The organism is Bradyrhizobium sp. AZCC 1678 (genome assembly GCF_036924765.1).
In the GTDB taxonomy this organism is placed as follows: Bacteria; Pseudomonadota; Alphaproteobacteria; order Rhizobiales; family Xanthobacteraceae; genus Bradyrhizobium; species Bradyrhizobium algeriense.
On the sequence record NZ_JAZHSE010000001.1, the window covers coordinates 25,451 to 51,684 of the forward strand.

The window sequence follows — 26,234 nt, forward strand, 5'->3', positions numbered from 1 at the left end:
GTATCGCGCGCCCTGCGATTATTCCGTCACCTCGACCGGTAACGTACTGCCATAAGCCCGGTCAGCTTCAGTCGCTTCCCACCAGCTACCCAGCGCATCAAGCAGCGGCACGAGCTTGAGACCGGCCGGCGTCAGATCATATTCCACCCGCAACGGATATCCCTCGAATTCGCTGCGCGCGACAATGCCGGCGTCCTCCAGCTTGCGAAGCTCCAAAGTGAGCATCTTGTGCGAGATGGCGGGGTTGTCCCTGCGCAGGTCGCTGAAGCGTTTCGTGCCCTGCTTCAGATAGTAGATCAGCAGACCGGGCCAGCGACCGCTCACGACCTGCATCACTTCTTCGATGGGACAGCGGGAGACGAGATCTTTCATCCGATTGCTCGTGGTTACAAAAAGGTGCGTCATTTACTTGGGCAGCGCGATCCGTAATTTCCAGTCACGCTGCGCAGCGTGATCAGCAGAAATCACGGAGAACATACCAATGGAACCGATTCTTGTTTATGGCTTCCCGGCCGGAAGCTCGATGGGGCTTGTCGCAGCGCTCGAATGGCTTGGCAAACCCTATTCGCTCTGCCGCGTCGACATGCTCGGCGAGATGCGCGACCCTTCCTATGCCCGCATCAATGCAAGGCATGAAACGCCGGCCCTGATCACGGATGCAGGGCGGGCGCTGACCGAGACGATGGCGATCGCCAGATGGCTCGAGGCACGAGACAGCGAGCGCCGCATCAGCTTCGCGCCGCTGTCGCCGGAAGCAGACCGGATGCACCAGCTAATGGCCTTTGTGAACACGGGCTTCACCGGCGCCTTCTCGCCGCTATGGGTCGCGATGGAGATGGAAAAACCGAACCCGCAAATGCAGGCATCGTTGCGCGAGTTCGGCGCCGCACGGGTGATCGAGCGGCATGACAAGCTCGAGGCCATGATCGACGATCAGCCCTTTCTCATGGGTGAGCGCCCGACGCTGGCCGACGGCCTTCTGGTCGGCGTCGCGCGATGGCTCGACTTCCATCAGGTCGCCGATCCCTCACGCTGGCCAAAACTCGCCGCGATACGCCGACGCATTGAGGCCGACCCCGCCGTCATCTATGCAACGGCGCTGGAGAGCGGCGACATTGGTTCGGGAACAGGAGCTTGTGTCGGCCATATTCCGCTCGCAGATGTTATCGAGCGGTTCGGCGGCTGAGGTCACTGCGCTGCATCGTCTGGGTGGCGCTGGGCAAGAAGCCCGGCGTGCACCCGGGCAGCCGGACTAGAACGGAAGCTGCTGCTGGTCTTCCGACCAGTCAATGATCTCGAAAAACATGCCGCGCCGAAGCATCTCGCTCTCCAGATTGGCCGCGTGCGCTCTCCAATCGGGCGTCTCCCGAACGCGAAACCGGGGCTGGTCGCCTGCCGCCTTCTGCGCATCATCAGAGGCAAGCGCGCCACGGATGCCCTCGTACATCATGGTGAGGCTGTCGTTGGTGAACGCCTGATAATCCATCGGTCTCAAATCCAATCGAGCCGACCGTTGACGGCCGGGGTCTGCGTTAGCGACGATCAACGCCTGACGAGGATGGTACCTCGCCCCTGGTCGATATACCGTTGCAAAGGCTCTGGGCGTAAAGAAGTCGGACTAGCTAGCTGTGAACTTTCAGGAGGTTGTCCACTCGGCCCCGGCCGTGAACGCTGATGTCGCCAAACACACAGCGATTCGCAGGGGGAGCCGAATGGACACTCATAAGAATGCGCCTCTGACGCCGAAAGGTCGAGAGGCGATGGTGCGGAGCGTCATCGAAGGTGGCCTGACCAACGCCGCAGCCGCGCTGAAATTTAACGTTTCGGCGAAGACGGTGGCCAAATGGGTCAACCGCTTCCGCGCGGAAGGCGTGAGTGGGTTGCGTGATCGCTCCTCAAGGCCCCTTTCATCGCCAAGCCAAACCCAGCCTGCCACATGCGCCGCAGTTGAGGCTTTGCGCCGGCATCGCCACACCGGCAAGCAGATCGCGGCCGAGGTCGGGATCTCTCCGGCGACCGTCAGCCGCATCCTGCGTCGGCTCGGGCTAAACAGGCTCGCCGCGCTGGAGCCCGCCGAGCCGATCCGCCGCTATGAGCGCGAGCACCCTGGCGAGCTTATCCATCTCGATATCAAGAAGCTCGGCCGGATCGGCTCGGTGGGACATCGCATCACCGGGCGGTATCCTGGCGCGATCAACCGCCACCATGGCATCGGCTGGGAGTTCGTCCATGTCTGCATCGATGATGCTTCGCGCGTCGCCTTCGTCCAGGTCATGACCGATCAGCGCAAGGAAAGTGCTGTAGCTTTCCTTGAGGCCGCCGTCGCTTATTTCGCCAGGCTCGGAGTCCGCGTCGAGCGCGTGATGACGGATAATGGCTCGTGCTACCGCTCAGAGAGCTTCCGAGCAGCTTGTAAACGCCTCGGCCTTCGCCAAATCTTCACCAAGCCTTATACGCCCAAGACCAACGGCAAAGCCGAGCGCTTCATCCAAACCGCGCTTCGCGAATGGGTTTATGCGCAGGCCTACCAGAACTCAGACCAGCGAACGGCCGAGCTGCCCAACTGGCTGCATCGCTACAATTGGCACCGGCCGCATGGTAGCCTGAAGGCCAACACACCCATCAGCCGACTCGGTTTAGCCGGGAACAACCTCTTGAGGCTCCACAGCTAGAGCAGTGGCAATTGCTACTCGAGCCTGCCGCCCCCCTGATCCGATCGATCAAAGATAGTCAAAAAGACAAGCCGTGTCGGGTAGTCGACAGACTGCGGCTCCTGTCCCGTCGGCTCAAGGCACTCCGCTCGCACGATGGAACGGCCGGACCGGCATTGAGTTCATCAATTAGAAATCGCTTTTTGCAGCCCAGGCGCAGAATTTGCCGATTTCCGATGGTCCGTGGGTAGGCGCGCTCGTGATCGAACCCGGCACGCGTCTTGCTGACATACCGGTGCTGGGGATTTGAGGGCCCAGTAAATCACCAACGCCGCCCAGCGATTATACTCCGCTGGTGCGGCGTTGTGTTTTTTCGAGAAACGCTGGCTCAAAATGAAACAGCGACGCGACAGGTCATGGCTTGCTTAAGAGCATCGCACCACTCAGAAGCCCCAGCCAAAGTCGGTTAAGCCTGCGAGCCCTCGCCGCCCCTACTTCCACTTCGCCAGATAGAAGCGCGGCAGCTCGTCCGGGTACGGCGTGAAGTCGAGCTGCTTGGAGTGACCGTAGGTCGTCACGTAAGTATGCAGCGGCGCCCAGTAGGCCTGTTCGGTGATCTTTTTGATCGCCGCCGAATAGGCTTCCTCGCGCGCCTCCGGGTTAATGGATGATCCGCCCTGCAGCAGCCATTTCTGCACGTCTGGATCGCGCGCGTAGTCATCGGCGCCGCCGTCGAAGTAATTGGGCAGGACCGCCGAGACGTCATTGATCGAATAGCTGCCCCAGCTTCCGAGATACATCCGCAATTCGCCCGCCTTGGCGCGCTGGATCAGGGCTGCCGTCTGAAGCTGGTTGAGCTTGGCGCGGACGCCGACCGCATGCAGGTAGTTCTGGACCGCCGAGCCCCATTGCGGCAGCACGTAACTGGCAAGCTCGACGTCGAAGCCATCGGGATAACCGGCCTCTGCCAGAAGCTTCTTCGCCTTCGCCGGATCGTAGTCGTAGGCTACTGCTGCTTCGGCATCGCAGCCGAACTGCGTCGGGAAGCATGGCGCTGAAGGAACGCGGCTGCCGCCGGTGACGAGCTTCTCGGCGATCGCTTTGCGGTCGATCGCATGCCAGATCGCCTGCCGTACCTTCAGCTTGGTCAGGGGATTGTCGGCGCCGGTGCGGCCGCCGGCGTCGAGCGAGAGAAAGCCGATCCGCATCGACTCTTTTCGCACCGCCTGCAGATGCGGCATCCGGTTCACGGGCTCAATCTGGTCCGGATTCATGTTCCAGATCCAGTCGGCACGGCCGGCGAGCAATTCAGTCATCTCGGTGCTGGCGTCCGGCACGAAGCGCACGCTCATCTTCTTGATCGCCGGCTTGCCTTTCGGACTGCCGGCCCAGTAATCCTCGAACCGCTCGAAGTCGATGGAGACACCGGGCTCGACCTTGGTCATCTTGTAGGGACCTGCACCAATCGGCGCCTTGGCGTAGCCCTCGGCACCGACCTTCTCGCGATAGGCCTTGGGATAGATCGGCAGCACCAGCGCGAAATATTCCAGCGCCGCGGGGTTCGGCCGCTTCAGCGTAACGCGCAGCGAAAGGTCGCCGGTTTTCTCGGCCTTGTCGATCCAGTTGTAGTTCGACGGCGTCGATACGCGGCTCGTCGGATCGGCCACGAGGTTAATGGTGTAGACGACGTCATCGGCCGTGAACGGGCTGCCGTCGTGGAATTTGACGCCCGGACGCAGCGTGAACTCGATGGTGGTCGGATCCGGCAGCTTCCACTCGGTGGCGAGCAGCGGTTCGAGCTTGAACGTATCCGGATTGCGGTAGACCAGCGCGTCCCAGCCCTGGTGGTGCATCACCACGCCGGTGCGCAAATTGTTGAAATAGGGATCGATGTTGGGAAGCGCATCGCGCATCACGATCCGCAGCGTGTCGACGGATTTCTGAGCCGTCGCAGGCACCGCACCGGCGCCGAGCAAAGCCGCCGCCAGAATGGCAGCACCGAGTTTATTTTGCATACGCATATCGCCCTCCATTATTGGTGTTTTTCGAAGTGGCGTGAAGCACGCCCTATGCCAGATGACACTCTACCATTCCCTGGGGAGGCCGGACCATGCGCGTTGGTGCCTCATGGCGGCAGCGCTCGACTGCGATGCGGCAGCGCGGGTTAAACCGGCAGCCCGGCGGAATATTGGCCGGATCCGGCATGACGTCGCCGAGGCCGATGTCCGGCACGCCCTTGCCCGGCTCCGGCGTCAGCACGCTCTCCAGCAGCGCCTGGGTATAGGGATGCCGCGGCTTGCGAAACAGTGCATCGGTTTCGTTGCGCTCGACAAAACGGCCGAGATACATCACCGCGACCTCGCTCGCCACGTGCTCCACGACGGCGAGATTGTGGCTGATGAAGAGGTAGGTCAGCCCGAGATCGCGGCGCAAATCGGCAAGCAGGTTGAGGATTTGCGCCTGCACCGAAACGTCGAGCGCGCTGGTCGGCTCGTCGCAGATCACGATCCTGGGTTCCAGCACCAGTGCGCGTGCAATCGCCGCGCGCTGGCGCTGCCCACCGGAAAGCTGCGCCGGCATGCGCTCGCCCATGGCGGCAGACAACCCGACGCGCTCGAGAATGCCGCCGACCCGGCGCTCGATCTCGCCGCGCGAGAAGGTACCTTGGGCTGCCAGCGGCAGGGCGACGATGTCCTTGATGCGCCGACGCGGATTGAGGGAAGCAAACGGATCCTGGAACACGGGCTGGATCAGCCGGGCACGCGCCTTGCGGTCGAGGTCGAACAGGCGCTTGCCGTCGACCAGCACGGTCCCCGCCGTCGGCTTGAGCAGCCCAAGGATCAGGCGCGCAAGCGTGGATTTGCCGCAGCCGGACTCGCCGACAATGCCGAGCACGCTGCCGGCCGGGACGCTGAAGGTGACATCGTCGACCGCGACCACGCGCTTTTCCGCCGACATCAACCCGGTGTGGACGCGGAATTCGCACCGCAGGTTCTCGACCTCGATCGCGGCGGTCATGCGGGTTGCAGCTCCGCCCAGTCCGGCTCGAGCCGGCAAAGATAGTCGTGCGCGTCGCCTGCCTGCCGCCGCGGAATTTTATGCTCGCAAGTCTCGTCGGCGTGGGCGCAACGCGAGCGGAAGGCGCAGCCGGCAAAGCCGGGTCCGATCGCCGGCACCACGCCGGGGATCGAGCCGAGCGGCCGGTCGCGCTGCACGCGGCCAGGCACCGGCACGCAGGACAGGAGACCGCGCGTGTAGGGGTGTTGCGGCGCACGGAACAGTTCCGCGGTCGTCGCGCGCTCGACCACCTCGCCGGCATACATAACAGACACGTGATCGGCGATGCGCGCGACGATGCCGAGGTCGTGGGTAATCAGCAGGATCGAGAGGCCGAACTCGCGCTTGAGGTTGGCGAGCAGCCGCAGGATCTGCGCCTGCACGGTGACGTCGAGCGCGGTGGTCGGCTCGTCGGCGATCAGCAATTCAGGATCGCACATCAGCGCCATCGCGATCATCACGCGCTGGCGCAAGCCGCCCGAGAGCTGGTGCGGGAACTGGCCAAGCCGCATGCCAGGTGCGGTGATGCCGACGCGGCCCATCAGTTCGGCGGCGCGGTCCAGCGCCGCGGCGCGCGAACCGCCCTTGTGGCGCGTCAGCACCTCGGCCATCTGCGAACCGATCGTAAACGCTGGATTGAGGCTGGTCATCGGCTCCTGGAAGATCATCGCCATGCGGTTGCCGCGCAGCCGCGCCATTTCGCGGTCCGACAGCGACGTGAGGTCGGTACCGGCAAAGCTCATCTGTTTTGCCGAACGCTGGCCGCCGCGGGCGAGCAGGCTCATGACGGCCAGCGCGGTGACCGACTTGCCGCAGCCGGATTCACCGACCAGGCAATGCGTCTCGCCCTTCTCGACCCGGAACGAGGCGCCGCGCACCGCCGCGGTGCGGCCACCAAAACTCACCTGAAGCTCCTCGACCTCCAGCAGCGCGCTCATCGCAGCCGCTCCGCGCCGAGCAGGTTACGCAATCCGTCGCCGACCAGATTAATGCCGAGCACCAGAACGGCCAGCGCCACGCCGGGGATCATGATCACCCAGGGCGAGAAGAACATGTAATCCTTGCCCTCGGCGATCATCAGCCCCCAGGACGGCAGCGGCGGCGGCACGCCGAGGCCGAGGAACGACAAGGCGGCTTCGAGCAGGATCGCCAGCGCCATCTCCAGCGTTGCCACCACGGCGAGATGGCTCGCAATGTTCGGCAGGATCTCCCTGATCAGGATATGCGGCATCGAGGCACCGGCGCACCAGGCGGCGCTGACATAATCGTGGTTGCGGACCTGCATGGTGGTCGCGCGCGCCACCACCGCGAAGCGATCCCACAACAACAGCCCAAGGGTCGCGACGACGAGCCCGAGGCCCGATCCCATCAGCCCGACCACCGCAAGCGCGACCAGCACGACGGGGATAGACAATCGCGTCGTGATGGCGAACAGCACGAAATCGTCAACGCGGCCGCCAAAGAATCCGCCGAGCACGCCGAGCGTGATGCCGATCAGGCCCGACGTGATCACCGTCATGATGCCGATCAACAATGAAATGCGCGCGCCATAGACCAGCCGCGCCAGATAATCCCGCCCGAGCTGGTCGGTGCCGAGCAGGTGCCCCGCCTGGCTGCCCTCCATCCAGAACGGCGGCTTGAGACGGTTGCCGAGATCCTGAACGAACGGGTCCTGCGGCACCAGCGCATTGCCGACGAGCGCGGCGGCGAGAACAACCGCGACGATGGCGATGCCGATCGCAAAGCCGGCGGTGCCGATGCGCGAGCTACCTGTGCTCGAAGGCTGCGGCGCCTGAATGGCAATCGGCTCGCTCATCCGGTCCTAAGCCTCGGGTCTAACAGCGCATTGAGGATGTCGGCCAGCAGCGTGAGGCCGATATAGAACACGGCGAGCACCAGTACCACCGCCTGCACCACCGGAAAATCATTCTTGGCGATGCTCTCCCAGCCGAGATAGCCGACGCCATGCAGCGCGAACACGGTCTCGATGACGATCGAGCCGCCCAGCATGAAGCCGAGCTGCACGGCCGCGATCGACACGACGGGAATGGCGGCGTTGCGCAGCGCGTGCTTGAAGACGATGCGCGCCCGCGACAGGCCCTTTGCGCGCGCAGTACGGATATAGTCGGACGCCATTGCCTCGATCATCCCCGAACGCGTCAGCCGCGTCAGCGCCGGGATCGCCGTGAAGGCAAGCACGATCCCCGGCATCACGAAATGCTGCCAGGTGCCGGTGCCCGAGATCGGCAGGATGCCGAGCTGCAGGCCGAGCACGATCATCAGGATCAGCGCCAGCCAGAAGCTCGGCACCGCCTGCCCCACCATCGTGAACAGGGTGACGCCGCGGTCGACCCAGGTATTTTCGCGCAGCGCAGCCAGGATGCCGAGTGGAATCGAGATGACCAACGCAAGGCTCAGGCCGACGAGGCCAAGCGTGACCGTGATCGGCAGGCGCTTCTGGATCAGGTTCGCCACGCTGTCCTTGAAGAAGTAGCTCTGGCCGAAATCACCGACCATGGCGCGGCCGGTCCAGGCGAAGAACTGGACATAAAGCGGGCGATCGAGGCCATAGGCCTTGCGGACGATTTCGACGTCGGCCTGCGTTGCCGACGGGCCCGCGATCGAAACCGCAAGGTCGCCGGACAGCCGCGTCAGCAGGAACGCGAGCGTCATCACGGTGAGCGCGACCAGCACACCGATGGCAAGACGCCGGGCAATCAGACGCAACATCTACAAAAACCCCAAAACCGACCAGCACGCCCCACGCTCTCAGGCCGGCAAAGCAAGCGCAACGGTGTCACCAAACTGTCGTCCCATGCAAGAGCGAGTTAGAGATTGCCACGATTGCCCACCGCGACAATGCCCATTGCGGTGACTGCAATGCGCGTGCCACGGCACCCCCCCGGTCTCACGACAGGCGCCAGATCCAGACAAGGTTTCGCGGCCGCAAAAAATTCGAGCGAGTTCAATGTCCCTGGTTCCAGAATGTGGGCCATGCAGGGACCGCACCGGATACCGAGGCCCGCCGCCTCGAAGCCTGCGCCCATTTTTCGAGCGACCTGAACCGAGATGGCTCCACACGGCCGCCGGTTGCGCGGCGTCGGGGCTCATCGGCAGCGAACGAGTCCGAGCTGGTGTCTTGCTTGCGGCGCTCGCGATGCTGCCCGGCAGCTTTGCCCGCACTCATGCGGAGATCTTCGCTTGCATCGTTCGGGGCCACACTCGGTCTCGTGCTGCCGGGCAGGCGCGGTCGATCATTTTTTGCGGACTCCCCCAGGGAAAAAACGCGAGTCATCCGTCCTATTCCGTGACGTCTAAATTTTGTCTCAGTCTGCATCGCAGGGTTGACGCAATCTCGACCAACCATCACAGACCGCGCATTTGCAGCCGACGCGCCTTTGAGGGGGAATGATGAAGTCCGTTCTTAAGTGGGTCATTTGGCTCTACATCGCGGCGGCCTGCGCTTATATTTTCTACGAGTGGTACGCTTACGCAGGGCTCTACCGGCTGGCCGCCGAGTGGCAATTGGAGCAGTTCGGCTCCTACGGGCTGAAGCGCACCCTGATCTTTCCGCTCATGGTGCTGCTTACTCCAGCCGCCGTGCTCGTCACGCTTACCGGCATGCAGGATCAACTGCGCGGTGCCACTGCGGGCGCCGGATCGCCCGTGACTTTCGTTTTGCTGGGTGTCCTGGCCCTGGCGATCGCGGCCGGCGCCGGCTGGTACGGCTACGTGAAGTCGACGGAAACGGTCGACGTCGAGAGCCTCGACCTGTCGAAGGGCGACACGCCACGATCAACACATGTGACGATCACCGGCATCGCGCGGACCGAATACATCATCGAGTTCGGGACCAAAAGCTCCGGCACGACGATACTCGACCGCTACATTCCATTGACTCCGGCGAATTGGCGCCCGGGCCAGCCTCTCGTCTATTTCATGAAAACCAACACGACGGCCTATGTGCCGCCCGGTGGCGGCAGCATGTTGATGCTTTCGCCGAGAACGCCGGCCTTCCAGATCACGACGCAACCGGGCGTTCTGGTGCGTGATGGTCTTCCCGGGGCCGTCGGCGAGGGCTATCGCAAGAATAACATCGCGGTCGCATCGCCGCCGATCGTGCTCGACGTCAGCCCCGGCGCGGACCTGAAGCCGTTCTTCGTCACCGCCGGGGTGAGCGGCGTGCTCAGCTTCTTCATGCTGGTCGCTGCCGGGGCAGCGGCGGTGCGCCAGCGGCGTCAAGAAATATAGCGATCCGGCGCGAACGGCGCGACGTCGAAAGGCGGCGGCGCGCCGCCGATCATGGCCGCGGTGGCGGCGCCGGTCGCGGGACCGGTCGTGAAGCCGATATGCTGGTTGCCGAAAGCAAGCCACAGGCCGGCATGCCGGGGCGCCGGACCGATAATCGGCAGGCTGTCCGGCAGCGTCGGCCGCGAGCCTCGCCATGCATCGCCGACCGCATCGCCAAATTCGGCCACGCCGCGCGCCAGCGGAACCACCTGATCGAGCTGGGCGAATGAGGAAGGCGCGTCGCGGCCGGTCAGCTCGACGCCTGAGGTGACACGGATGCCCTGCTCCATCGGGGTCATGATGAAACCGCCGTCGATGTCATAGATTGGACGCCGCAACGGACGTGCCGGGTTCGGCTTGAATTCGCGATGATAGCCACGCTCGAACGCAAGCGGAACGCGGTAGCCGAGCGGCCGCAGGATTTCTGCCGACCAGGGTCCCAGCGCGACCACGACATGGCGCGCCGAAATCTCACCATCGGCCAGCACAACGCGCCAACGATCGCCGTCAGGCGCGATCGCCTTGATATCCGACTGCCTGATATCGCCGCCGGCACTGGCGAACATCCGCGCATAGGCCTTGACCACCTCGCCCGGCGAGTCGACCGAAGCGGTCTCCGTGTGCAGCATGCCCACTTTATAGACGGGCACGATGCCGGGCTCGAGCGCGGAGATGGCCTGGCGGTCAAGCAGTTCGCTGGCGATGCCGTATTCGGCCAGCAGCGCCTGTTCCTGCTTTGCCGCCGCGATCGCATCGCCGCGCCACGCCCTCAGCCAGCCGGTTTCGCGAATGCGATGCCCCGCTTCCGCTTTCACGATCCATTCCCGGTGCAGTTTTGCCGATGCGGCGATCAACCCATGCAGGGCGGTCGCCCGCGGCCTGAAACGCGACGCTGCCGAATCGGCCAGAAAACGCACGACCCATCCCGCGTTTTGAACCGCCCAGACCGGATTCCAGCGCAACGCGGCGTGGCGGTTGGTCAGGTATTTCGGCAGCGCCTTCCACAGCGCGGGATTGTTGAGCGGCGATATCGAGCCGCTGCTGATGATGCCGGCATTGCCGTAGGAGGTCTCGCTGCCCGGCTCGCGCCGGTCGACGAGAATGACCGACATCCCGCGCTGCCGCGCGGCATAGGCTGTTGACACACCGACGATGCCCGCGCCGAGCACCACGACTTCAGTTTTTTCTTCCGACATCGACTTTCCAAATATAATCACGGGAACATTTCACATCGTGGCCCGCCCGCCAATGTCCGGCTTCGATACGAATGGCCACGCCGGAATGGCCACGCCGGAATGACGATGCCAAAGCGTACACCGCTACGCAGGGAACAGCCGGTTCCGCTCCCAACAAATTATCACCAAAACGCCGCATGTGAGTCCGCAACCTTTCCGCCTGCCATGGCTTTGTGCAGCGCGACGTTCGTCGCATTTCAGCCAACTATCAAAGGAGTTGACTACATGGCTGCTCTACTCGGAAACCTGCTTGGTACCGTCGATGGCCTGCTCGGAACCGCCACCGGCGTTCTTGGCGGCGCAAGCGCTAGCGGCAGCGCCTCTGCAAGCGCCGGCACCACGGCGGACCTGTCGCACACGCTCGATCTCGGCGCAGGGATCGAGACGAGCCCGAGCATCGACCTCTCCGCCGGACTCGACGGTGTCGACGCCTCGGTTTCCGCACCGACTCTGATCGGTGCCAGCGCCGATGTCGGTCACCTCGATGTTGGCGGCCTGCTGCACGGCCTCGCCTAACGCCAGTTGAGCCTCAGACATTCAAAAATGCGCGGCGTGGGGAACGCATCCCCACGCCACGTCTCGACCACCTGCGCTGCACGAGTTGATTGCGCAGCGTCCTGTCGACCTGCGCCTTGAGGTGATCGCCGAATGTCTACGGGCACGCTGACTGCGCTTGATGAATCCGTCGCCCCGCAGCGCCGGACCGACGACGTTCGCCAGGCGCTGATTGCGCTGTGGCCGCACTTCCTCTGGGCCGGGCTGTTCTCCAGCGCCATCAACCTGCTCTATCTGAGTTCGCCGCTCTATCTGATGCAGGTCTATAACCGCGTCCTGCTCAACGAAAACGTTTCCACGCTCGTCCTGCTCACGCTGATACTTGCGATCGCGCTGCTCACCATGGCGGCGCTGGACGCGGTGCGCTCCTGCATCCTGATCCGCTGCGGCATCCGCCTTGACATGGAATTGTCGGCGCGCGTGTTCGAGGCGCTGGTGGTGCACTCGGCGCAGCGCGGTGCCTCGCGTGGCGCGCAGCAATTGCGCAATCTCGATCAGTTCCGCACCTTCGTGACCGGTCCAGGCATCTATTTCGCGTTCGACCTGCCGTGGATACCGATCTATCTCATGCTGCTGTTCTTCATCCATCCGCTGCTCGGCATCGTCGCGACGATCGGCGCCATCCTGCTGCTCGGGCTCGCCGGCCTCAACGAAGTCATGACCCGCGAGCCGATGAAGGAAGCGGAGGCCGCCGGCAACCAGTCCTACGTGTTCACCGAGAACATCCTGCGCCATGCCGACGTCATCCGCGCGATGGGCATGCAGCCGGCGGTCGAGCGCAACTGGCAGAGCCAGCGCTCGTCGATGCTGGTGCAGCAGGCGCAGGCCAGCGACAAGAACGCGGTGATGACGTCCTCGATCCGGTTCTTCCGCCTGCTGCTGCAGTCGCTGATGCTCGGCACCGGCGCATGGCTCGCCATCGACCATGCCATCACGCCGGCCACCATCTTCGCCGCCAGCATCGTGATGGGCCGGGCGCTGGTCCCGGTGGAACAGGCCGTCGGCACCTGGAAGCAGTTCATCGGCGCGCGCGAGGCCTATGCGGAAGTGCGCGAGTTGCTCAGCGAGATCGACCTGACGCCGCCGCACACCATCGTGCCGCGGGCGCGCAACACCATCGAGGTGCGCGAACTGCGCTGCCTGCTGCCGGCGCGCAAGGAGCCCGTCATCAAGGACCTGACGTTCGAGCTTGGCGGCGGCCAGGCGCTCGGCATCGTCGGCCCGAGCGGCTCCGGCAAAAGCACGCTGGCCCGCCTTCTCGTTGGCGCCATCGCACCGGCCGACGGGCGGTTGCGTTTCGGCGGGCTCGACTACAGCCATTGGGATCCGCTCGAATTCGGCCGCCATGTCGGCTATTTGCCGCAGGACGTCGGCCTGTTCGCCGGCACCGTGCGCGAGAACATCGCCCGTTTCGGCGACGCCTCGACGGAGGAGATTATCGACGCCGCCAAGCGCGCCGGGATTCACGAGATGGTGCTCGACCTGCCGAAGCAGTACGATACGCGACTGGGCCCCGGCGGCGTCGGCCTGTCCGGCGGGCAGCGCCAGCGTCTGGCGCTGGCTCGCGCGCTGCTCGGCCGGCCGCCGCTGCTCGTGCTCGACGAGCCCAACGCCAATCTCGATGCCCCTGGCGAAGAGGCGCTCAAGATCGCGCTGCTGCAGGCCAAGAACGAGGGCGCCACCGTCATCGTGATCACCCACCGGACCACCATTCTCGACATCGTCGACGTCATGATGGTGCTGCGGGGCGGCATGCTCGACATGCTTGGGCCCCCGGGCGAGGTCTATCGCGCCCTGCAGCAAGCCGCCGCGGGGCGCCCATCATGACGACGATCGACGACGGCTTCGCCCCGATGCGCGACCGCGCGCGCTACGCGCGGCCCGCCCGGCCGGCGCTGATCGGTGGCAGCGTGGTCGCGGCGTTCGCGGCCGCGATGACGATGTGGGGAACGCTCGCGCCAATTTCGGGCGCAGCCATCGCCAACGGCAACCTCCAGGTCGAAGGACGGCGGCAGAGCGTGCAGCATCCTTACGGCGGCGTCGTGCGCCAGCTCACCGTGCGCGACGGCACGCGCGTCGAAAAAGGCCAGCTCCTGATCCGGCTCGACGACAGCGACCCGCGCGCCAAGCTCGACGTTCTCACCGCCGACCGCGACGCCGCGCTGGCGGCGCGCGCGCGGCTGATGGCCGAACGCGACAAAAGCGATGCGCCGGATTTCGACGAAGGTCTCCGCGCGCGCAGCGAACTGTCCGCCGTGCGGCAAGCCATGGCCAACGAGACGGCGATGATGGCGGCGCGCAAACACCAGTTCGCCGCCGAGACGGCGGTGCTGCGCGGCAAGATCAAGGAGCTGGAGTCGCAGATCACGGGGACGCAGGCGCAGCTTGCCGGCACCGAGAAGCAGCGGGAACTGCTGACGGACGAGATGAACGGCGCGCAGCATCTATTCGCGCAAGGCTATACGCCGAAGACCCGCATCCTCGCTTTGCAGCGCGAAGACGCAAAACTGCAGGCGGATATCGGCGCGCAGCAGGCCGGCATCGCCGGCATGCAGCAGCAGATCGCGCAGAACGATCTCGAGATCGCCAGGGTGGAACGGGCGCGAATGAGCGAGATCACCGACCAGTTACGCGCGACCGAAAACAAGCTCGCCGAACTGACGCCCAAGATCGACGCCGCCACTGATGTGATGACCCGCACGCGGATTACGGCGCCTGCGACCGGCTCCGTGGTCGGCCTCGACGTCTTCACCGAGGGCGGCGTGATCCAGCCCGGTGCGCGGCTGATGGACATCGTGCCGACCGACAATCCGCTGATCGCGGCCGCGAAGCTGAAACTGTCCGACATCAACGACGTCGCCGTCGGCCACCGCGCCGAAGTGCAGCTCACCGGCGTCAACTATATCGAGCGCCCCCGGCTCTATGGCACCGTGCACACGGTGTCCGCCGACCGCCTGACCGACGACAAGTCCGGACAGGGCTATTACGCCGTCGAGGTCGCGCTCGATCCGAACGACGTCAAGAAATCGCGCATCGACCTGCAGGCCGGCATGCCGGCCGAGGTGATCGTGCCGACGCGTCCGCGCACTTTGTTCGAATATCTGCTCGGACCGCTGCGCGACGAAATCACCCGCGCGTTCCGCGAACGCTGACGAGGAGGTGGCCATGGCCGAATCCGAAAAGAACGCCCGCCGCTCCGACGAAGCCGAGCGCAGCCGTCATATCTCGGCAACCGAGTCGGTTGCTTTCGCCACCATGCTGCTCGGCCTGCTCAACGACGTCGACACGGCGCTGCATCGCCTCGAGCACGAGGGGGAGGCACGCGCGGCGGAATCGGCTGCCGTGCATCCGCTTCCGGCAGAAATCATTCCAGCGACGCTGACGCCGGCCGATCCGGGGCCGGGCCACGAGGCGCAGCATGCCGGCACGATCGACTCTCCGGCCGCGGATCTTTCACCGGCGGTCCACGCCGACGCGACGGCAGCGGTCCCGCCGCAGGATGCGGGCGCGACCCTCGACCACATGCCGCCAGGCGAAGTGCTCGCCACGAACGCTCTTGCATCGTCGCCTGCGCTGTCGAGCTTCAGCGCCTCCATCGATCGCGCACCATCGGCGGGCGAGAGCACCGCCTCGCATGGCGGCAGCATCGCCTCATCCACGCCCGATCTCGGCGCATCTGTTCACACGCTTGCCGACACCGTCCCCGGCATCGTCGACACCGCACTCACAGCGGTGTCGAGCACGATATCGAGCCTGAACACCACGGTCGGGGAACTGACGTCGACGGTAACAGACTCCGTCGGTCACTTGGTCGATGGTCTTACCGGCGCGGTGAGCGGCCTGCTCCATGACACACCCGCCACGGGCCTGCTTGCGCCGCTGGCGACGGACCTTTCCGGACTGACATCCAGCACGACGGATCTTTCCGAAGCCGCGCAGCACGACATACCGCTGCTCGACACCGCGGGCGCGATACCGACGTCGCTGCTGCATCCGATGCCGCTGCAACTCGGCTTTCTCGGCCAGCCGACCATGGACGGCCACGAGCCGCATGACGGCGCATTCTCGGCGCTGGGCGTGCATCATTTCTGACGAAACCATCTCGGACAGTTTCCGGATGGCTAAACGAATGCCAATCCGGCAGCGATCAGCACCGTCAATCCGAGCGTGACATTGAGCACACGTTCGCTGTTTGGCGACATCATCAATCCTCGCAGGAAGGCCCCGACGTAGAGCCAGACGATGTCCACCACGATCATCACCACTACCAGCAAAAACCATTTGGTGAGGGTATCCTGCTGCGCGCTGCCTTTGATCACGGTATAGGACGCAAGCAGAGATGCGAATGCCAGATAGGCTTTCGGATTTGTCACACCCAGGAGAAATCCGGCCGCAGGCGACGCGTGCGCGCCGTTGCTTGCCTGGGCGGTTTCTCCGACCGGGGACGACGCAATCTTGTAGGCGAGATAGATCAGATAAACCGTGGCGGCTATCGTCATCACGCGCAGCGCGGACGGGAATGCTGCCAGCAACGAAAACAGTCCTGCGGCCGTAATGCCGGCAGCCGTTGCCAAACCCAACTGAAGCCCCAGGAAATACGGCAACCCTCCAACAAGGCCTCGGGCGCGACCGACCGCGATAAGGGCCGCGATCGCAGGACCTGGCGATCCAAGCAATCCGACCGCCGCAGTCAAAAATATGCCTAGTGCAACCGTGTCCATTGCGGAGCGCCTCCCTCCAAGAGGACTAACCGGTTTGTCTCCAATGCAAAAACCAATTATTCCGATGAGCGGTATTGATTTTTGTTAATTGCAGAATGACGCACCAACGTAGAGCAAGGCAAAGGGCGGCACATGCACGCCGGCCGTGCGAAGTATCTCTGAGGGACTGGCATGATGAGGCTGCGTGGCGTTTTCCTGACCTCCGAAAATCCTGAGGTAGCGGCCCGCTTCTACGCGCAGGTCGCCCAGCTACCGATGGAAAAGGTCGGGGTAGAAGGCGGATACATCTACTGGCGGATGGATCGGGATGGCATGCAATTGGTGATTCACGACGCCAAGGCATTTGCCGATTACACTCATCCCGCGCTGCCTGAATCGAATCTGACCCATCTCTACTTCAGCATCGAGGATCAGAGCCGCTTTCTTGCGCATCTGAAAAACTGCGGGCTCATGCCATACGCCACAGACGACGTTGTCATAACCGTAGTCGATCCCGATGGTCGAAAGTTGATGTTTGGAACCGCCTGATCGTCGACTTCGCAGATCCGGCGTAAAAATAGCGCCCCAGCGTGGATGAAACTGATAACTACATTTCCGCTGGGGCGCTATGATATCCTACCCTCCAGCCTGCGAATACCGCCGTGCGTATCCGAGAACCGCCAAGGCTGTTACGACTCACTGCTCCGTAGAGCACATTTTTTTCGATTGTGCGGAGACGACGAAGGTCGGTCGGACGTCTCTCATAAAGTCAACGCGTGCAATGATCACCGGAATTGTTGATCCGTGTTGCGGCAACATCGGCGCGGTCTGCTACTTGCTCAGCGCTTCGCTCCGCTGGGGGCGAACATAACGCCCTCAGAATCGGAGAATTTTAGGGTGAGGAGCCAAGCGGCCGACCGCGAGATCGACGACTTCATGACTGTCCCGCGCTCGCGCCCAGGGCGACGAGAAGCTCGTCCAGCTGCTCGAACTGCTCGGGCATCGCATCCGCCGCCCCGGTGCCGGCAGCGTCGAGAGCTTCCTTCGAGGGATAGAGCTCGTGCAGGACCAGTAGCGTCTTGCCACCTTTTTCCTCGAAGGTCACCGTGGTGACCGGTCCACCGTCACCACCTTCGTCATTGGTCCAGACAAGCCGCGAGTGCGGTGTCACTTCGATATACCTGCCGAAGAATGCCGAGGAGTTTGAGGCATCCTGTCCGAACTCGAGACGGTATTTGCCTCCGGCACGAACATCCATCTCGCAGGAAAGCAGGGGCACGCCCATCGACTTCGGTGCCCACCACCGCATGAACAGCTCGGGCTTGGTCCAGGCCTCGAACACGGTGCGCGCCGGCGCATCAAAGGTTCGCGTAACGACCAGCTCCCGGTCGGACTTCCGTTCCACCGTCGTGTGGTTCTTTATGGGGGTGGACTCACCCTCTCTTCTTTTGTCCATCGACCTTCTCCTTCCGTTTCAATTCCTCGACAACCTTGTCCAACTCGTCGAAGCGTGCGTCCCAGAGATCGCGGTGCCTTTCGATCCATGCCGCCTCTTCCTCCAGTCGGCGTAGGCCGAGCTTGCAGGTCCGCACTCGGCCGACTTTCTCCGTGGTGACGAGTCCCGCCTGCTCCAAGACGCCGACGTGCTTCTTCATGCCCGTGAGGGTCATTTGGAACGCCTCGGCAAGGTCCGTGATCGAAGCGTCTGCACGTCCGAGCCGCTCCAGAACGCCGCGTCGGGTGGCGTCCGAGAGCGCGGCGAACGAGGCATCTAAGCGGGTCCGGGCATACTGAACCATTCGGTTCAGTATGTAGCGCACGGATTGGCGGCATGCAAGGGGGACCGAGCGCGCTGCGTTGCCGGCCGCCCCCCAGATCGACTCCATCTCGACGAGATTCGATCGACTCGGCGATCCCCAGGCCCTGTAGCCATTCCGCCAGAAGCAATTCGAACTTTTCTGCCGTCCGGGATCGCCGAACTAACGATATCTAAGAGTGTTCCGATTTCCGCCGTCGTAGCCAGTGCGGCTTTGTCGTAGTTTCAGCGACTTGCGGCGGGATTTGGCGCGCCACGGCCGATGAAGATGGGCACTATTGCTTCGCCGTGACGCTATGAGGTCTAACCGGACTGAGCGGCTCCAATCAGCTAATCTGCGATGGCCTGCGATCTTGCACTACACCTCATCGGCGTTTCTCAGGGCGGTTTGGCCTACATCGCGGCCCGCAGGCGATTTTTCTGTCGGCTGATTAACATTGGCAATGCACAGCAGCACCACCACGGAGCTGATTACCAGCGCCGCACCAACCAAGCTGCGGAGGGCAATGTGTTCACCCAGAATCACCACACCAAGGATGACCGCGACCACTGGATTTACGAAAGTGTAGGTTGCAACGATGGGCGCTGGTATGCGGTCCAGGAGCCACAGATAGGCGGTGTTGCCGATGACGCTGCCGAGGAGAGCGAGATAGATCAGGCTGGCGAGCGAAACGACTGTGACTTGTTGCGGCGCGAAGTTCGCCCATTCGCCGCTTAGCCCACTCAGCATCAGCAACACTGCGCCACCGCAGATCAACTGCATCCCGGCAAGATCGCGGGGCGGAATACAGGCTGCACGTCTTTGCGCGTATACAGTGCCGAGCGCCCAGGCGAGGGCCGAAGCCAGGAGGAGAACAATCATCGAGATTGGCAGAGAATTCTCACCATTCGACGTCTCATTCCATGCGATAAGCGCAACGCCAAAGAAGCCGGGCAGAAGTCCGATGAGCCGTTTCAGCTGTTGCCTGTCGCCAATGGCGAGGTCGACGAGTACAATCCAGAATGGAATGGTCGCTAGAATGATCGCGGATAGTCCGGAGGGGACGAAACGCTGGGCGTAGGCTAGCGCCCCGTGACAACCCACAAACAGGAGTAGACCGCTGACCGCGGCGTGGCGCCAGTCCTGCCACGATCGCACGGTCAACCGGTCCAGCTGCGACAGCGCAAACAGCACTAAACCGCCGAGAACCGATCGTGATCCGACCAAGAGAAAAGGCGGAATCGATTGCAGGCCCAGTGCGATCGCCAGGTATGTTCCTCCCCACAAAAAGTAAATTGCGGCGAAAGCCACAACCAACCGCTCGCGACCGATCTTTCCGGACATCAGTTACCTGCCGTACTGCAGGTACAATAGGACCTCAACGCGTCGATGGTCCGTCAAGTTTCGTCATCGCGGAACCTTGATCGAGGTTTGACCCGGAGCGCATCACGCGAGAGCACGGAGCCGAGATCATGCGGCGCGTCCGTCCGGCAGGCGCAGCCTAAAAGATAGAGGCGAAGGAACCGCAACGACTGGCGGCGATAGCGTATTCGAAGTGGCGCGCCACGGTCGACGGAGATGGGCACTATTCGTTCGCTGTGCCCCTATGATGCAGCAGCCTGCCGCGCGCTCCAATCGGCAAGCCTACGACGTCCCGCGATCTTGCTACCCGGGTCGTGGGCCTCCCGATATCGCAGGATCTGCCGAGACATGCTGACCGGCCCAGAAATGGGCAAAGGACTCCCCCAGCGCCGCCTCCATCCGGGCCCAGAACTCTGTGTGCCTCATGCCCGACTCGCCCGAACGCTCAGCCACCGATCATCCGGCCTTCCGATGCACCGACGTACGTCGCTGACGATCCAGCCGGAGTCTGTGAGTGCGGACCGCAGGGCGGGCTCGCGCCAGTACGTCTCGACGTACCGCCGAGGCGCCGACGCGCTGCCGTGTGTGGACACATCCTCGCCATCGCCCTCTCTAACCGAGGTGTGCAGTCGGCCACCGGTCCGGGTCGCCTCGGCAAGCCGTCCAAGCACCGTGCCGAAATCCTCGCGCGCGACGTGAATTAGGCAGGCACAGGCCCAGATCCCGTCGTACGGCGTGCCGGGACGCTGCGGGTCGGTCAGGTCTTCGGTCAGCGGGTCCAGCAGGTCGGCCTCGAACCCACTCTCGCGAAGCAGTTCGATGAAACCCTTCGAGATGTCGGTGCGCCGGACGCTCATCCCCCGCTTCTCGAGCTCTAGTGCATCTCGCCCGCCACCGCTTCCGATCTCCAGCACCCTGCCCGAGCCACCCAGCTCGGTCACGAACGCATCGATCTCTGTCGCGACCCATTCGGGCATCGCCGCGGCCTCCGCGGCGTACTCCGCCGCGACCGCGTCATAGGACCGCACGGTGTCCCGGTCGGTGCTCATGCCTGCGCTCCTCTCGATCTCGAACCTACGGCGGCCGCCAACGTGCCAACCGCGAACATGCCCGCGAATACGTTCAGCCGATGCGTGCGGCTCCCTGCGGGGAGCGATCAGCAATGTAGTCCAGAATCGATGCAAGGTCGGCCAGGGCGGGAAGCGTATAGCAGACAACCGCGAGCAAGTTTCCCGTGCGCCGTCGGCGGCCCGATGTTGCGTCTGCGCGCCGATTGGTAACGATGTCGTGCGAAATCGTAGACTGGCGCGCCACGGTCGATGAAGATGGGCACTATTCCTTCGCGATCGCGCTATGATGTGGGAGCCTACGACACGCCGCCCTAGCTGAAAAAGCGAAGGCCTACGATTAAGCGCTACGCTTCATCACCGCGATTGCGGGCTCCACACGCAGTCACAGTGTGCCCCATCTGCGATCACGGGCCCGCGCCCACGCCGATGGCGGAAGTACCCCAATAAGCAAGCCCTATTTGGCGCGGAAAGACACGGCGCGCGGAGCAGTTGCCCGGCCCATGCGTTATTTCGACCTGGCGGCTAAGGTAGTGGGCCCTCCGGGGCGAGGCCGCTAGGCGCGCTTGCTACGCTTCGCCGTCTCGCACTGTTTGGTCGCCCGTGAAGAATCCTGATCTCAGGTTTGATTGATCGACGGCTCCGGGAAGAGTGCCGTCAGGATTTGGCGCAACAAGAGTGTGAGCCAGCGGATCAGACGGCGGAAGTTGTAGCCGACGGCGGCGAGGACGGCGTTGGCAGCGTCGCCGCGGCGGAACCAGAGATAGTTGCGACCCATGCGGTGCTCGGCCTTGAGATGGCCGATGACGGGCTCGACGGCGGACCTGCGGCGCAATTCGCGCTTGATCTTGGGCGTCACCCCACGCTTCTGGCCAGAGATGAAGACCCTGAACCTGTAGTCGGGCGGCGCATTGTGGCCGCGGTATCCCTTGTCCGCGAGGATGCGCGCGATGGTGCTGCCGACGAGCGCCTCCATGTCCGGGATCACGCTTGCCAGGGTGTGACCGTCGTAAGGGTTGCCGGGCAGCGCTTTCACATGGGCGACGAACTGGCCGCCCTTGCAGTGCTTGAGGGTGGTGGCGACGCTCACCTTGACGCCGAACTCGTAAGGCCGATGCGCCTTGCCTTTGCCGATGCATTCGACTTCCGGCGCGTGCAGGGAATAGATCTTCGGCCCGCGCTGATGCTGTTTCTGCTCGCGCACCCGCCGAGCCAGCGCCAGCAGCTTTGTAAACGCCGCTTCGAGCCCGCCGTCGCCCTCGATCTTGCGGGCGATGTCACGGATGACGCGGCCGAGATAGGTGCGCAGTTTCTTGAGCATCCGGTTGGCGCGCTTGAACTGCTTGGCGTGGGCATAGCGCTGATGCTGGATCAGCGCGAGCTTGCCCACCCGCGCATAGGATTGGCGCAAATCCACCCCGCGCAGCTTCGCCAGCCGCACCAATTTCTCGCGCGCCCGGTTCAGAAGCTTCGCATCGGTGGGGAACGTCACGTTTTTGGGCTGAACCGTGGTATCGACGATCACCCGTGACAGTTCGGATGGCTTGATCGCCTTGGTCCTGGTGGCAACCGACAGGCTTTCCTGGATCAGCGCAGCCAGCCGCTCCTCGCCCATGCGGCTTCGCCAGCGCGTCAGCGACGAGCGGTCGAACACCAGCCGGTGCTGGAAGAATTCCTCGCCGCAGAAGTATTGGTAATAGGGGTTCTCGACCCAACGCTCGCACAGCACCTCATCGGAGAGGTCATAGCTGTGCTTGAGGATCGCCAGCCCCGCCATCAATCGCGTCGGCAGCGGCGGCTGGCCGGGGCCGTCCGTGTAGACCTCGCCGAGGCGCCCTTCCAGGAACCCCCAATCCACCGTGCGCCCCAGCGTCACCAGTGGATGCTTCATGTCGATGATCTGATCGAGCCGGGACCGGAACAGATCCTGCTCACCCGTTTCTCGCCGTTCCCGTGGCCGCATCGCGCCCCCGCCAAATCATTCCCAGGCGAGAGAATCACGAATCAAGTTTGCAAGGAATCCCCTTCCGCACGCCAGGTTTCCGGCAAATTCGACTGCCCAAATGTCGCGTTTTCAGATTCCATATCAGTCACTTGGGAATTCTTCACCGACGACTGTTTGTTGCAGCCGGCATCGAGCCGCTTGCAGCGATCCTTTATGCGGCTCGCCATGGCGTCAACCGCGGAATCCAGCGCGGCACATTAGTCCGAAAGCTCTCGTACTCCGTGCCGAATGTTTGCTTGAGCGTCGGTTCTTCGTACATCACCACAAAGACATGAAAAAAAAGCCAGAGTAGCGCGCCGTACCAGAGGAGACGCCAGTCACCAAACAAAAGGGCCTGACCAAAAATGACTGCGACGACGGCGATGTAGATCGGATTTCGCACGTAGCGATAAAGGCCAGTCACTACGAGCTTTTGTGTCGGCGCGATCGGGGCGGGCGTCCCCAGCCCCTCCAGCGCAAAACGGGCAAATGAATCCACAAGTCCGGGCACTCCGACGATGATCAATATACCGCCGAGGATGCGGGTTAGATCGACGCCGAAAAAAGCTGGCCGAAATTCCCACTGCGTGACCCACCAGGGGACGAAGCCTGCCAGCACCAACGGCGCAATGACGAAGAACAGAGCGGAGCCCAAGACGGCAATTGCTTTCGACATTGCGTGCTCCCACGACCCTCCCACATCATAGCGCGATCGCGAAGGAAGTGCCCATCTTCATCGACCGTGGCGCGCCAGCCCCCCATCGAGGCGCCGGCTCACGCACGCCAACAACTATCTGATCGTTGAATCACGACGGCCTTGCGAAAGCGTCTCGACCAGGCCCACAGTCCAGCACATCGGGCATCCGCGTAGCGCGACGAGGGCGGCAACGCCCGCGCCCAAGGATAGCCAAGGGTGCGCGGTCTGGTGGACGATGGCCCAAGCGAGTAGCGCCGCCGCAGCTGCGCCGCGCATCAGGTGTGCGCCCAGGAAGGCGCTCCCGAACATGCCGACTCCACGAAAGTAATTCATGTGCTCTCTCGTCCGCTGTCCTTTGTGCCGAGCAGGTATTCGCGCACCAATGTGCGGGCGCGGCGCAGGCGGCTTTTGGCCGCTTCGCGCGTCACGCCGAGCCGCCCGGCGATTTCCCCAATAGTCAGATCTTCGAGATCTCGCAGCAGCAGCACTTCGCGATGCGACGGCGAAAGCGACTCGATCGCATTGACCAAGTCTATGCGCAACTCGTCCGGCGGGACCTTTGCGAGCTCGCGTGACTCTTCGAGGCTGGCGAGTTCCTCGACTCCGCGCATCAGCATCAGCGCCGGCAGCATGCAAAGGCGCGCGATGATGGTCAGCAGCCAGCCGGCGAGTGCGGCTGGACTGCGGATCGTGCCCACGCGCCGGTACACGACGATGAGTGCTTCTTGCACCACATCTTCGATAACCGAGGTGCGGTAGCAAAGGCGCCGGGCGTAGCGTCGAATGTCCGGCTGCAGCGCCACCAATAGCTGTGTCAGCGCGTGCCGGTCACCCGACCGTGCCGCGAGCAAGAGATCGTCTGATACGCGCGCCAAGGCAGTCACCCCTTCAGTGGCTCGCGCCCGGCGATGGCGCAGGCAGGGCAATAGCCGAACACGCCGGTGACCAGCGTCACGACACCCGCGCCGCTGAGCAGTAGCCCGAGCGGCGAAGCGTGCAGCCCAACCACGCCGCAGATGAGCATCAAGCCCCCGCCGATCAGCCTGGCCGCGCGCTCCGACCCGCCAACGTTCTTCCTATACCACATGGTTCTGTGCTCCGGTTCGTGACGCGCCGCTATGGCGCATTCACCCATACAAGAGGGCGCAAACCCGGCGCCGGGGTCGCGGCACAAAAAAATAATTTGAGGGGGTGGCAGCTTCAGCAGGCTGGCGTGGGCGTCGGGACGCGAAGCCGTGAGCGCTTGGCAGCCAACAGCCGGACCGGCGCTGGCCAGTCAAGGCCGCAAGCCGGCGGAGCCGGGCGCGCGCAGCGCGAGCCTCGACGGGCCTGCGACGTGTCCGGCATTGGTTCGGCGAGGCGGTCGAGCTTGATGGCAAGATAAAAGCGACGATGTCGCTGCGGTCGATTTGGGCCGTAAGTGCTTGTCTGCACACTGATTTTGAAAAGGTGCGGCGCCAGCCCGCGAGGTGCCTGACTGGCTCTTCGCGCGAAAAGCTGTTGAGAATCAAAGCGCCTGGCGACTGCCGGCGCACCTTGCGCCCTGGATTCGGCCCAACAGTGCAATGATGGCCTTGATCGCTTGGGCGAGCGATGCCGGCCCGGCGTCAGCCCGTCAAGGCTCGCGCTCCGCGTGCCCGGCTCCGCCGGCTTGCGGCCTTGACCGCCTGCCGACGAGCCGGCGCTTTGCCGCCAAGCGATCATGGCTTGTCGTGAGCGCAAGCGCTCACTTTGCAAACCAATTGCGGATCGCAGCGTCATGGAGTGACGTAGCGTGGACATCGGTCGTTCTGTGGATCAGCCAGGCTTGCCACAGTCGCGCCATGGCTCGCTCTCACAAACCCTGCCGACGGCATGCATTGACCGAAACGTCATTCGACGATCTCTACGACGGGTCTCAACGGGGCGGCAAGCCGACAGCGATCTTTCGATTCCGGATCAGCGTCGTCAGGCGAAGGGCTATTGCACATCGCGCGGCTGGGAGATCGTCGCCGATTATGTCGAGCCCGGCGGATCCGCGACCGACGATCGGCGGCCGGAGTTCCAGCGCATGATTGACGCGGCGACGGTCAAGCCGTCGGCATTCGACGTGATCCTGGTTCACAGTTTCAGCCGCTTCTTCCGCGATCAGTTCCAGCTTGAGTTTTACGTCCGCCGGGCTGGCCAAGAACGGCGTGCGCTTGGTGTCAATTACGCAAGAGCTCAGCAACGATCCGATGAGCAACATGATCCGCCAGATCATGGCGCTGTTCGACGAATACCAATCCAAGGAGAACGCCAAGCACATGCTGCGGACGATGAAGGAGAATGCGCGCCGCGCTCAAAACCTTCGCCAGCCATGCCCGCAGGCGCATGCGCACCGAGTCAGGTGGCTACCGCCGCGACCACCTGCGCGCGCTGGCCCAGCGCATCGAGGTGGACGCGAAAGAGGTTCGCATCATGGGGTCAAAAAGCGTGCTGTTGCGCACGCTTGTCGCGGCGTCCAGCGCAAAATCGGCAGGGTTTTGGAGTGCCCAGTTTTGTACCCGAAGTGGCGCGCCCGAAGAGATTCGAACTCCTGACCCCCAGATTCGTAGTCTGGTGCTCTATCCAGCTGAGCTACGGGCGCGTTTCGCTTGGCATTTGGGCTTAAGGGGCCCGGATGCGTCCGAATAAGGTCCGGACGGTCGCGAAAGAGCGCTTTAGCTACCTGCTCCGGCCCCGCTTTGCAAGGTCCGCTTCGTGCGATTTGCCGGCCGAAACGGAGGCCGACAATTTGACGTCATTTCCGGGTGCCCGGCGGAGCGCATCCGAAATTTACTTGTAATTATAAATAATTACCGGTCCGTCGCACCGCGATG

At 63.4% G+C, this 26,234-nt stretch carries 26 protein-coding genes, 1 tRNA gene and 1 pseudogene; 9 read left to right on the top strand and 19 right to left on the bottom strand.

Annotated features, from left to right (window positions below; genetic code table 11):
* Positions 1-18: 18 nt before the first annotated feature.
* Entirely contained in the window at positions 19-372 is a 354-nt protein-coding gene (locus tag V1294_RS00150; protein ID WP_334494408.1) for a winged helix-turn-helix transcriptional regulator, read from the bottom strand.
* A 109-nt stretch (positions 373-481) separates the two neighbouring features.
* Between V1294_RS00150 and V1294_RS00155 the strand changes: the two genes are divergently transcribed.
* Positions 482-1,186, top strand: a complete 705-nt coding sequence (locus tag V1294_RS00155) for a glutathione S-transferase family protein (protein ID WP_334494410.1) — start codon at positions 482-484, stop codon at positions 1,184-1,186.
* 66 nt (positions 1,187-1,252) lie between these two features.
* Here the strand turns inward: V1294_RS00155 and V1294_RS00160 are convergent, their stop codons facing one another.
* On the bottom strand, positions 1,253-1,486 hold the full coding sequence (locus V1294_RS00160; RefSeq protein ID WP_108512281.1) for a hypothetical protein: 234 nt from the start codon (positions 1,484-1,486) through the stop codon (positions 1,253-1,255).
* 226 nt (positions 1,487-1,712) lie between these two features.
* On the opposite strand from V1294_RS00160, the gene V1294_RS00165 reads away from it, so the two are divergent.
* Positions 1,713-2,672: an IS481 family transposase gene (locus V1294_RS00165; protein ID WP_334494412.1), complete on the top strand. Its 960-nt coding sequence runs from the start codon at positions 1,713-1,715 to the stop codon at positions 2,670-2,672.
* Between the two features lie 470 nt (positions 2,673-3,142).
* On the opposite strand, the gene V1294_RS00170 is transcribed toward V1294_RS00165, so the two are convergent.
* Genes V1294_RS00170 through V1294_RS00190 form a run of 5 tightly spaced genes read right to left on the bottom strand, consistent with a single transcriptional unit; the run spans position 3,143 to position 8,438 of the window.
* Positions 3,143-4,672 carry an ABC transporter substrate-binding protein gene (locus V1294_RS00170; RefSeq protein ID WP_334494414.1) on the bottom strand — a complete coding sequence of 510 codons (1,530 nt, stop codon included), beginning with the start codon at positions 4,670-4,672 and terminating at the stop codon, positions 3,143-3,145.
* A 46-nt stretch (positions 4,673-4,718) separates the two neighbouring features.
* On the bottom strand, positions 4,719-5,669 hold the full coding sequence (locus tag V1294_RS00175) for an ABC transporter ATP-binding protein (RefSeq protein WP_334494415.1): 951 nt from the start codon (positions 5,667-5,669) through the stop codon (positions 4,719-4,721).
* Complete coding sequence (locus tag V1294_RS00180) at positions 5,666-6,646, bottom strand: ABC transporter ATP-binding protein (RefSeq protein ID WP_334494416.1); 981 nt, start codon at positions 6,644-6,646, stop codon at positions 5,666-5,668. The genes V1294_RS00175 and V1294_RS00180 overlap by 4 nt, the downstream gene beginning before the upstream one ends.
* Positions 6,643-7,524, bottom strand: coding sequence for an ABC transporter permease (locus V1294_RS00185; protein ID WP_334494417.1), 882 nt, complete (start codon positions 7,522-7,524; stop codon positions 6,643-6,645). Before V1294_RS00185 ends, V1294_RS00180 begins: the two co-directional genes overlap by 4 nt.
* Positions 7,521-8,438, bottom strand: a complete 918-nt coding sequence (locus V1294_RS00190) for an ABC transporter permease (protein WP_108512285.1) — start codon at positions 8,436-8,438, stop codon at positions 7,521-7,523. Before V1294_RS00190 ends, V1294_RS00185 begins: the two co-directional genes overlap by 4 nt.
* Before the next feature lie 681 nt (positions 8,439-9,119).
* On the opposite strand from V1294_RS00190, the gene V1294_RS00195 reads away from it, so the two are divergent.
* Positions 9,120-9,959, top strand: a complete 840-nt coding sequence (locus V1294_RS00195; RefSeq protein ID WP_334494418.1) for a hypothetical protein — start codon at positions 9,120-9,122, stop codon at positions 9,957-9,959.
* Here V1294_RS00195 and V1294_RS00200 read toward each other — a convergent pair.
* Positions 9,947-11,194 (bottom strand): FAD-binding oxidoreductase, encoded by a 1,248-nt coding sequence (locus V1294_RS00200; RefSeq protein WP_334494419.1) that lies wholly within the window; start codon positions 11,192-11,194, stop codon positions 9,947-9,949. The two genes, V1294_RS00195 and V1294_RS00200, sit on opposite strands and share 13 nt — an antisense overlap.
* Positions 11,195-11,458: 264 nt before the next feature.
* On the opposite strand from V1294_RS00200, the gene V1294_RS00205 reads away from it, so the two are divergent.
* The 4 genes from V1294_RS00205 (at position 11,459) to V1294_RS00220 (ending at position 15,880) form a co-directional block, all read left to right on the top strand.
* Positions 11,459-11,749, top strand: a complete 291-nt coding sequence (locus V1294_RS00205) for a hypothetical protein (protein ID WP_334494421.1) — start codon at positions 11,459-11,461, stop codon at positions 11,747-11,749.
* Between the two features lie 132 nt (positions 11,750-11,881).
* Positions 11,882-13,615 (top strand): type I secretion system permease/ATPase, encoded by a 1,734-nt coding sequence (locus V1294_RS00210; protein WP_334494423.1) that lies wholly within the window; start codon positions 11,882-11,884, stop codon positions 13,613-13,615.
* On the top strand, positions 13,612-14,940 hold the full coding sequence (locus tag V1294_RS00215; protein WP_334494424.1) for an HlyD family type I secretion periplasmic adaptor subunit: 1,329 nt from the start codon (positions 13,612-13,614) through the stop codon (positions 14,938-14,940). The genes V1294_RS00210 and V1294_RS00215 overlap by 4 nt, the downstream gene beginning before the upstream one ends.
* Before the next feature lie 13 nt (positions 14,941-14,953).
* Complete coding sequence (locus tag V1294_RS00220; RefSeq protein WP_334494425.1) at positions 14,954-15,880, top strand: hypothetical protein; 927 nt, start codon at positions 14,954-14,956, stop codon at positions 15,878-15,880.
* Between the two features lie 29 nt (positions 15,881-15,909).
* Here V1294_RS00220 and V1294_RS00225 read toward each other — a convergent pair whose 3' ends face one another.
* Positions 15,910-16,509 carry a LysE family translocator gene (locus tag V1294_RS00225; protein WP_334486333.1) on the bottom strand — a complete coding sequence of 200 codons (600 nt, stop codon included), beginning with the start codon at positions 16,507-16,509 and terminating at the stop codon, positions 15,910-15,912.
* Positions 16,510-16,680: 171 nt separating this feature from the next.
* Here V1294_RS00225 and V1294_RS00230 point away from each other — a divergent pair, with 171 nt between their 5' ends.
* A complete protein-coding gene (locus tag V1294_RS00230) occupies positions 16,681-17,037 on the top strand; it encodes a VOC family protein (protein WP_334494427.1) in 357 nt (118 codons plus the stop codon).
* A gap of 385 nt (positions 17,038-17,422) precedes the next feature.
* On the opposite strand, the gene V1294_RS00235 is transcribed toward V1294_RS00230, so the two are convergent.
* From V1294_RS00235 to V1294_RS00270, 9 genes are all read right to left on the bottom strand, one after another.
* A complete protein-coding gene (locus V1294_RS00235) occupies positions 17,423-17,944 on the bottom strand; it encodes an SRPBCC family protein (RefSeq protein ID WP_334494429.1) in 522 nt (173 codons plus the stop codon).
* Complete coding sequence (locus V1294_RS00240; protein ID WP_334504432.1) at positions 17,922-18,287, bottom strand: ArsR/SmtB family transcription factor; 366 nt, start codon at positions 18,285-18,287, stop codon at positions 17,922-17,924. The genes V1294_RS00235 and V1294_RS00240 overlap by 23 nt, the downstream gene beginning before the upstream one ends.
* A gap of 375 nt (positions 18,288-18,662) precedes the next feature.
* Positions 18,663-19,628: an EamA family transporter gene (locus V1294_RS00245; RefSeq protein ID WP_334494430.1), complete on the bottom strand. Its 966-nt coding sequence runs from the start codon at positions 19,626-19,628 to the stop codon at positions 18,663-18,665.
* A 321-nt stretch (positions 19,629-19,949) separates the two neighbouring features.
* On the bottom strand, positions 19,950-20,072 hold the full coding sequence (locus V1294_RS37880; protein WP_417021201.1) for a DUF3046 domain-containing protein: 123 nt from the start codon (positions 20,070-20,072) through the stop codon (positions 19,950-19,952).
* Complete coding sequence (locus V1294_RS00250; RefSeq protein ID WP_334494431.1) at positions 20,069-20,695, bottom strand: class I SAM-dependent methyltransferase; 627 nt, start codon at positions 20,693-20,695, stop codon at positions 20,069-20,071. The genes V1294_RS37880 and V1294_RS00250 overlap by 4 nt, the downstream gene beginning before the upstream one ends.
* A 637-nt stretch (positions 20,696-21,332) precedes the next feature.
* Positions 21,333-22,676: an IS5 family transposase gene (locus V1294_RS00255; RefSeq protein ID WP_334481944.1), complete on the bottom strand. Its 1,344-nt coding sequence runs from the start codon at positions 22,674-22,676 to the stop codon at positions 21,333-21,335.
* A 193-nt stretch (positions 22,677-22,869) separates the two neighbouring features.
* Positions 22,870-23,373 carry a methyltransferase family protein gene (locus V1294_RS00260; protein ID WP_334363275.1) on the bottom strand — a complete coding sequence of 168 codons (504 nt, stop codon included), beginning with the start codon at positions 23,371-23,373 and terminating at the stop codon, positions 22,870-22,872.
* A 350-nt stretch (positions 23,374-23,723) separates the two neighbouring features.
* Positions 23,724-24,269, bottom strand: a complete 546-nt coding sequence (locus tag V1294_RS00265) for an RNA polymerase sigma factor (RefSeq protein WP_334494432.1) — start codon at positions 24,267-24,269, stop codon at positions 23,724-23,726.
* Positions 24,270-24,274: 5 nt separating this feature from the next.
* Positions 24,275-24,481 carry a YgaP family membrane protein gene (locus V1294_RS00270; RefSeq protein ID WP_334494433.1) on the bottom strand — a complete coding sequence of 69 codons (207 nt, stop codon included), beginning with the start codon at positions 24,479-24,481 and terminating at the stop codon, positions 24,275-24,277.
* A 771-nt stretch (positions 24,482-25,252) separates the two neighbouring features.
* Between V1294_RS00270 and V1294_RS00275 the strand changes: the two are divergent.
* Positions 25,253-25,712: pseudogene (locus V1294_RS00275) on the top strand (recombinase family protein); the annotation flags it as partial.
* Positions 25,713-25,925: 213 nt separating this feature from the next.
* On the opposite strand, the gene V1294_RS00280 reads toward V1294_RS00275, so the two are convergent.
* A tRNA-Arg gene (locus V1294_RS00280) sits at positions 25,926-26,002 on the bottom strand.
* Between the last annotated feature and the right edge of the window lie 232 nt (positions 26,003-26,234).

What these genes read in the sequence shown, in the direction of transcription:
- V1294_RS00150 (WP_334494408.1), bottom strand. Translation starts at nt 372, where the DNA reads ATGAAAGATCTCGTCTCCCGCTGTCCCATCGAAGAAGTGATGCAGGTC.
- V1294_RS00155 (WP_334494410.1), top strand. Translation starts at nt 482, where the DNA reads ATGGAACCGATTCTTGTTTATGGCTTCCCGGCCGGAAGCTCGATGGGG.
- V1294_RS00160 (WP_108512281.1), bottom strand. Translation starts at nt 1,486, where the DNA reads ATGGATTATCAGGCGTTCACCAACGACAGCCTCACCATGATGTACGAG.
- V1294_RS00165 (WP_334494412.1), top strand. Translation starts at nt 1,713, where the DNA reads ATGGACACTCATAAGAATGCGCCTCTGACGCCGAAAGGTCGAGAGGCG.
- V1294_RS00170 (WP_334494414.1), bottom strand. Translation starts at nt 4,672, where the DNA reads ATGCGTATGCAAAATAAACTCGGTGCTGCCATTCTGGCGGCGGCTTTG.
- V1294_RS00175 (WP_334494415.1), bottom strand. Translation starts at nt 5,669, where the DNA reads ATGACCGCCGCGATCGAGGTCGAGAACCTGCGGTGCGAATTCCGCGTC.
- V1294_RS00180 (WP_334494416.1), bottom strand. Translation starts at nt 6,646, where the DNA reads ATGAGCGCGCTGCTGGAGGTCGAGGAGCTTCAGGTGAGTTTTGGTGGC.
- V1294_RS00185 (WP_334494417.1), bottom strand. Translation starts at nt 7,524, where the DNA reads ATGAGCGAGCCGATTGCCATTCAGGCGCCGCAGCCTTCGAGCACAGGT.
- V1294_RS00190 (WP_108512285.1), bottom strand. Translation starts at nt 8,438, where the DNA reads ATGTTGCGTCTGATTGCCCGGCGTCTTGCCATCGGTGTGCTGGTCGCG.
- V1294_RS00195 (WP_334494418.1), top strand. Translation starts at nt 9,120, where the DNA reads ATGAAGTCCGTTCTTAAGTGGGTCATTTGGCTCTACATCGCGGCGGCC.
- V1294_RS00200 (WP_334494419.1), bottom strand. Translation starts at nt 11,194, where the DNA reads ATGTCGGAAGAAAAAACTGAAGTCGTGGTGCTCGGCGCGGGCATCGTC.
- V1294_RS00205 (WP_334494421.1), top strand. Translation starts at nt 11,459, where the DNA reads ATGGCTGCTCTACTCGGAAACCTGCTTGGTACCGTCGATGGCCTGCTC.
- V1294_RS00210 (WP_334494423.1), top strand. Translation starts at nt 11,882, where the DNA reads ATGTCTACGGGCACGCTGACTGCGCTTGATGAATCCGTCGCCCCGCAG.
- V1294_RS00215 (WP_334494424.1), top strand. Translation starts at nt 13,612, where the DNA reads ATGACGACGATCGACGACGGCTTCGCCCCGATGCGCGACCGCGCGCGC.
- V1294_RS00220 (WP_334494425.1), top strand. Translation starts at nt 14,954, where the DNA reads ATGGCCGAATCCGAAAAGAACGCCCGCCGCTCCGACGAAGCCGAGCGC.
- V1294_RS00225 (WP_334486333.1), bottom strand. Translation starts at nt 16,509, where the DNA reads ATGGACACGGTTGCACTAGGCATATTTTTGACTGCGGCGGTCGGATTG.
- V1294_RS00230 (WP_334494427.1), top strand. Translation starts at nt 16,681, where the DNA reads ATGATGAGGCTGCGTGGCGTTTTCCTGACCTCCGAAAATCCTGAGGTA.
- V1294_RS00235 (WP_334494429.1), bottom strand. Translation starts at nt 17,944, where the DNA reads ATGGACAAAAGAAGAGAGGGTGAGTCCACCCCCATAAAGAACCACACG.
- V1294_RS00240 (WP_334504432.1), bottom strand. Translation starts at nt 18,287, where the DNA reads ATGGTTCAGTATGCCCGGACCCGCTTAGATGCCTCGTTCGCCGCGCTC.
- V1294_RS00245 (WP_334494430.1), bottom strand. Translation starts at nt 19,628, where the DNA reads ATGTCCGGAAAGATCGGTCGCGAGCGGTTGGTTGTGGCTTTCGCCGCA.
- V1294_RS37880 (WP_417021201.1), bottom strand. Translation starts at nt 20,072, where the DNA reads ATGAGGCACACAGAGTTCTGGGCCCGGATGGAGGCGGCGCTGGGGGAG.
- V1294_RS00250 (WP_334494431.1), bottom strand. Translation starts at nt 20,695, where the DNA reads ATGAGCACCGACCGGGACACCGTGCGGTCCTATGACGCGGTCGCGGCG.
- V1294_RS00255 (WP_334481944.1), bottom strand. Translation starts at nt 22,676, where the DNA reads ATGCGGCCACGGGAACGGCGAGAAACGGGTGAGCAGGATCTGTTCCGG.
- V1294_RS00260 (WP_334363275.1), bottom strand. Translation starts at nt 23,373, where the DNA reads ATGTCGAAAGCAATTGCCGTCTTGGGCTCCGCTCTGTTCTTCGTCATT.
- V1294_RS00270 (WP_334494433.1), bottom strand. Translation starts at nt 24,481, where the DNA reads ATGTGGTATAGGAAGAACGTTGGCGGGTCGGAGCGCGCGGCCAGGCTG.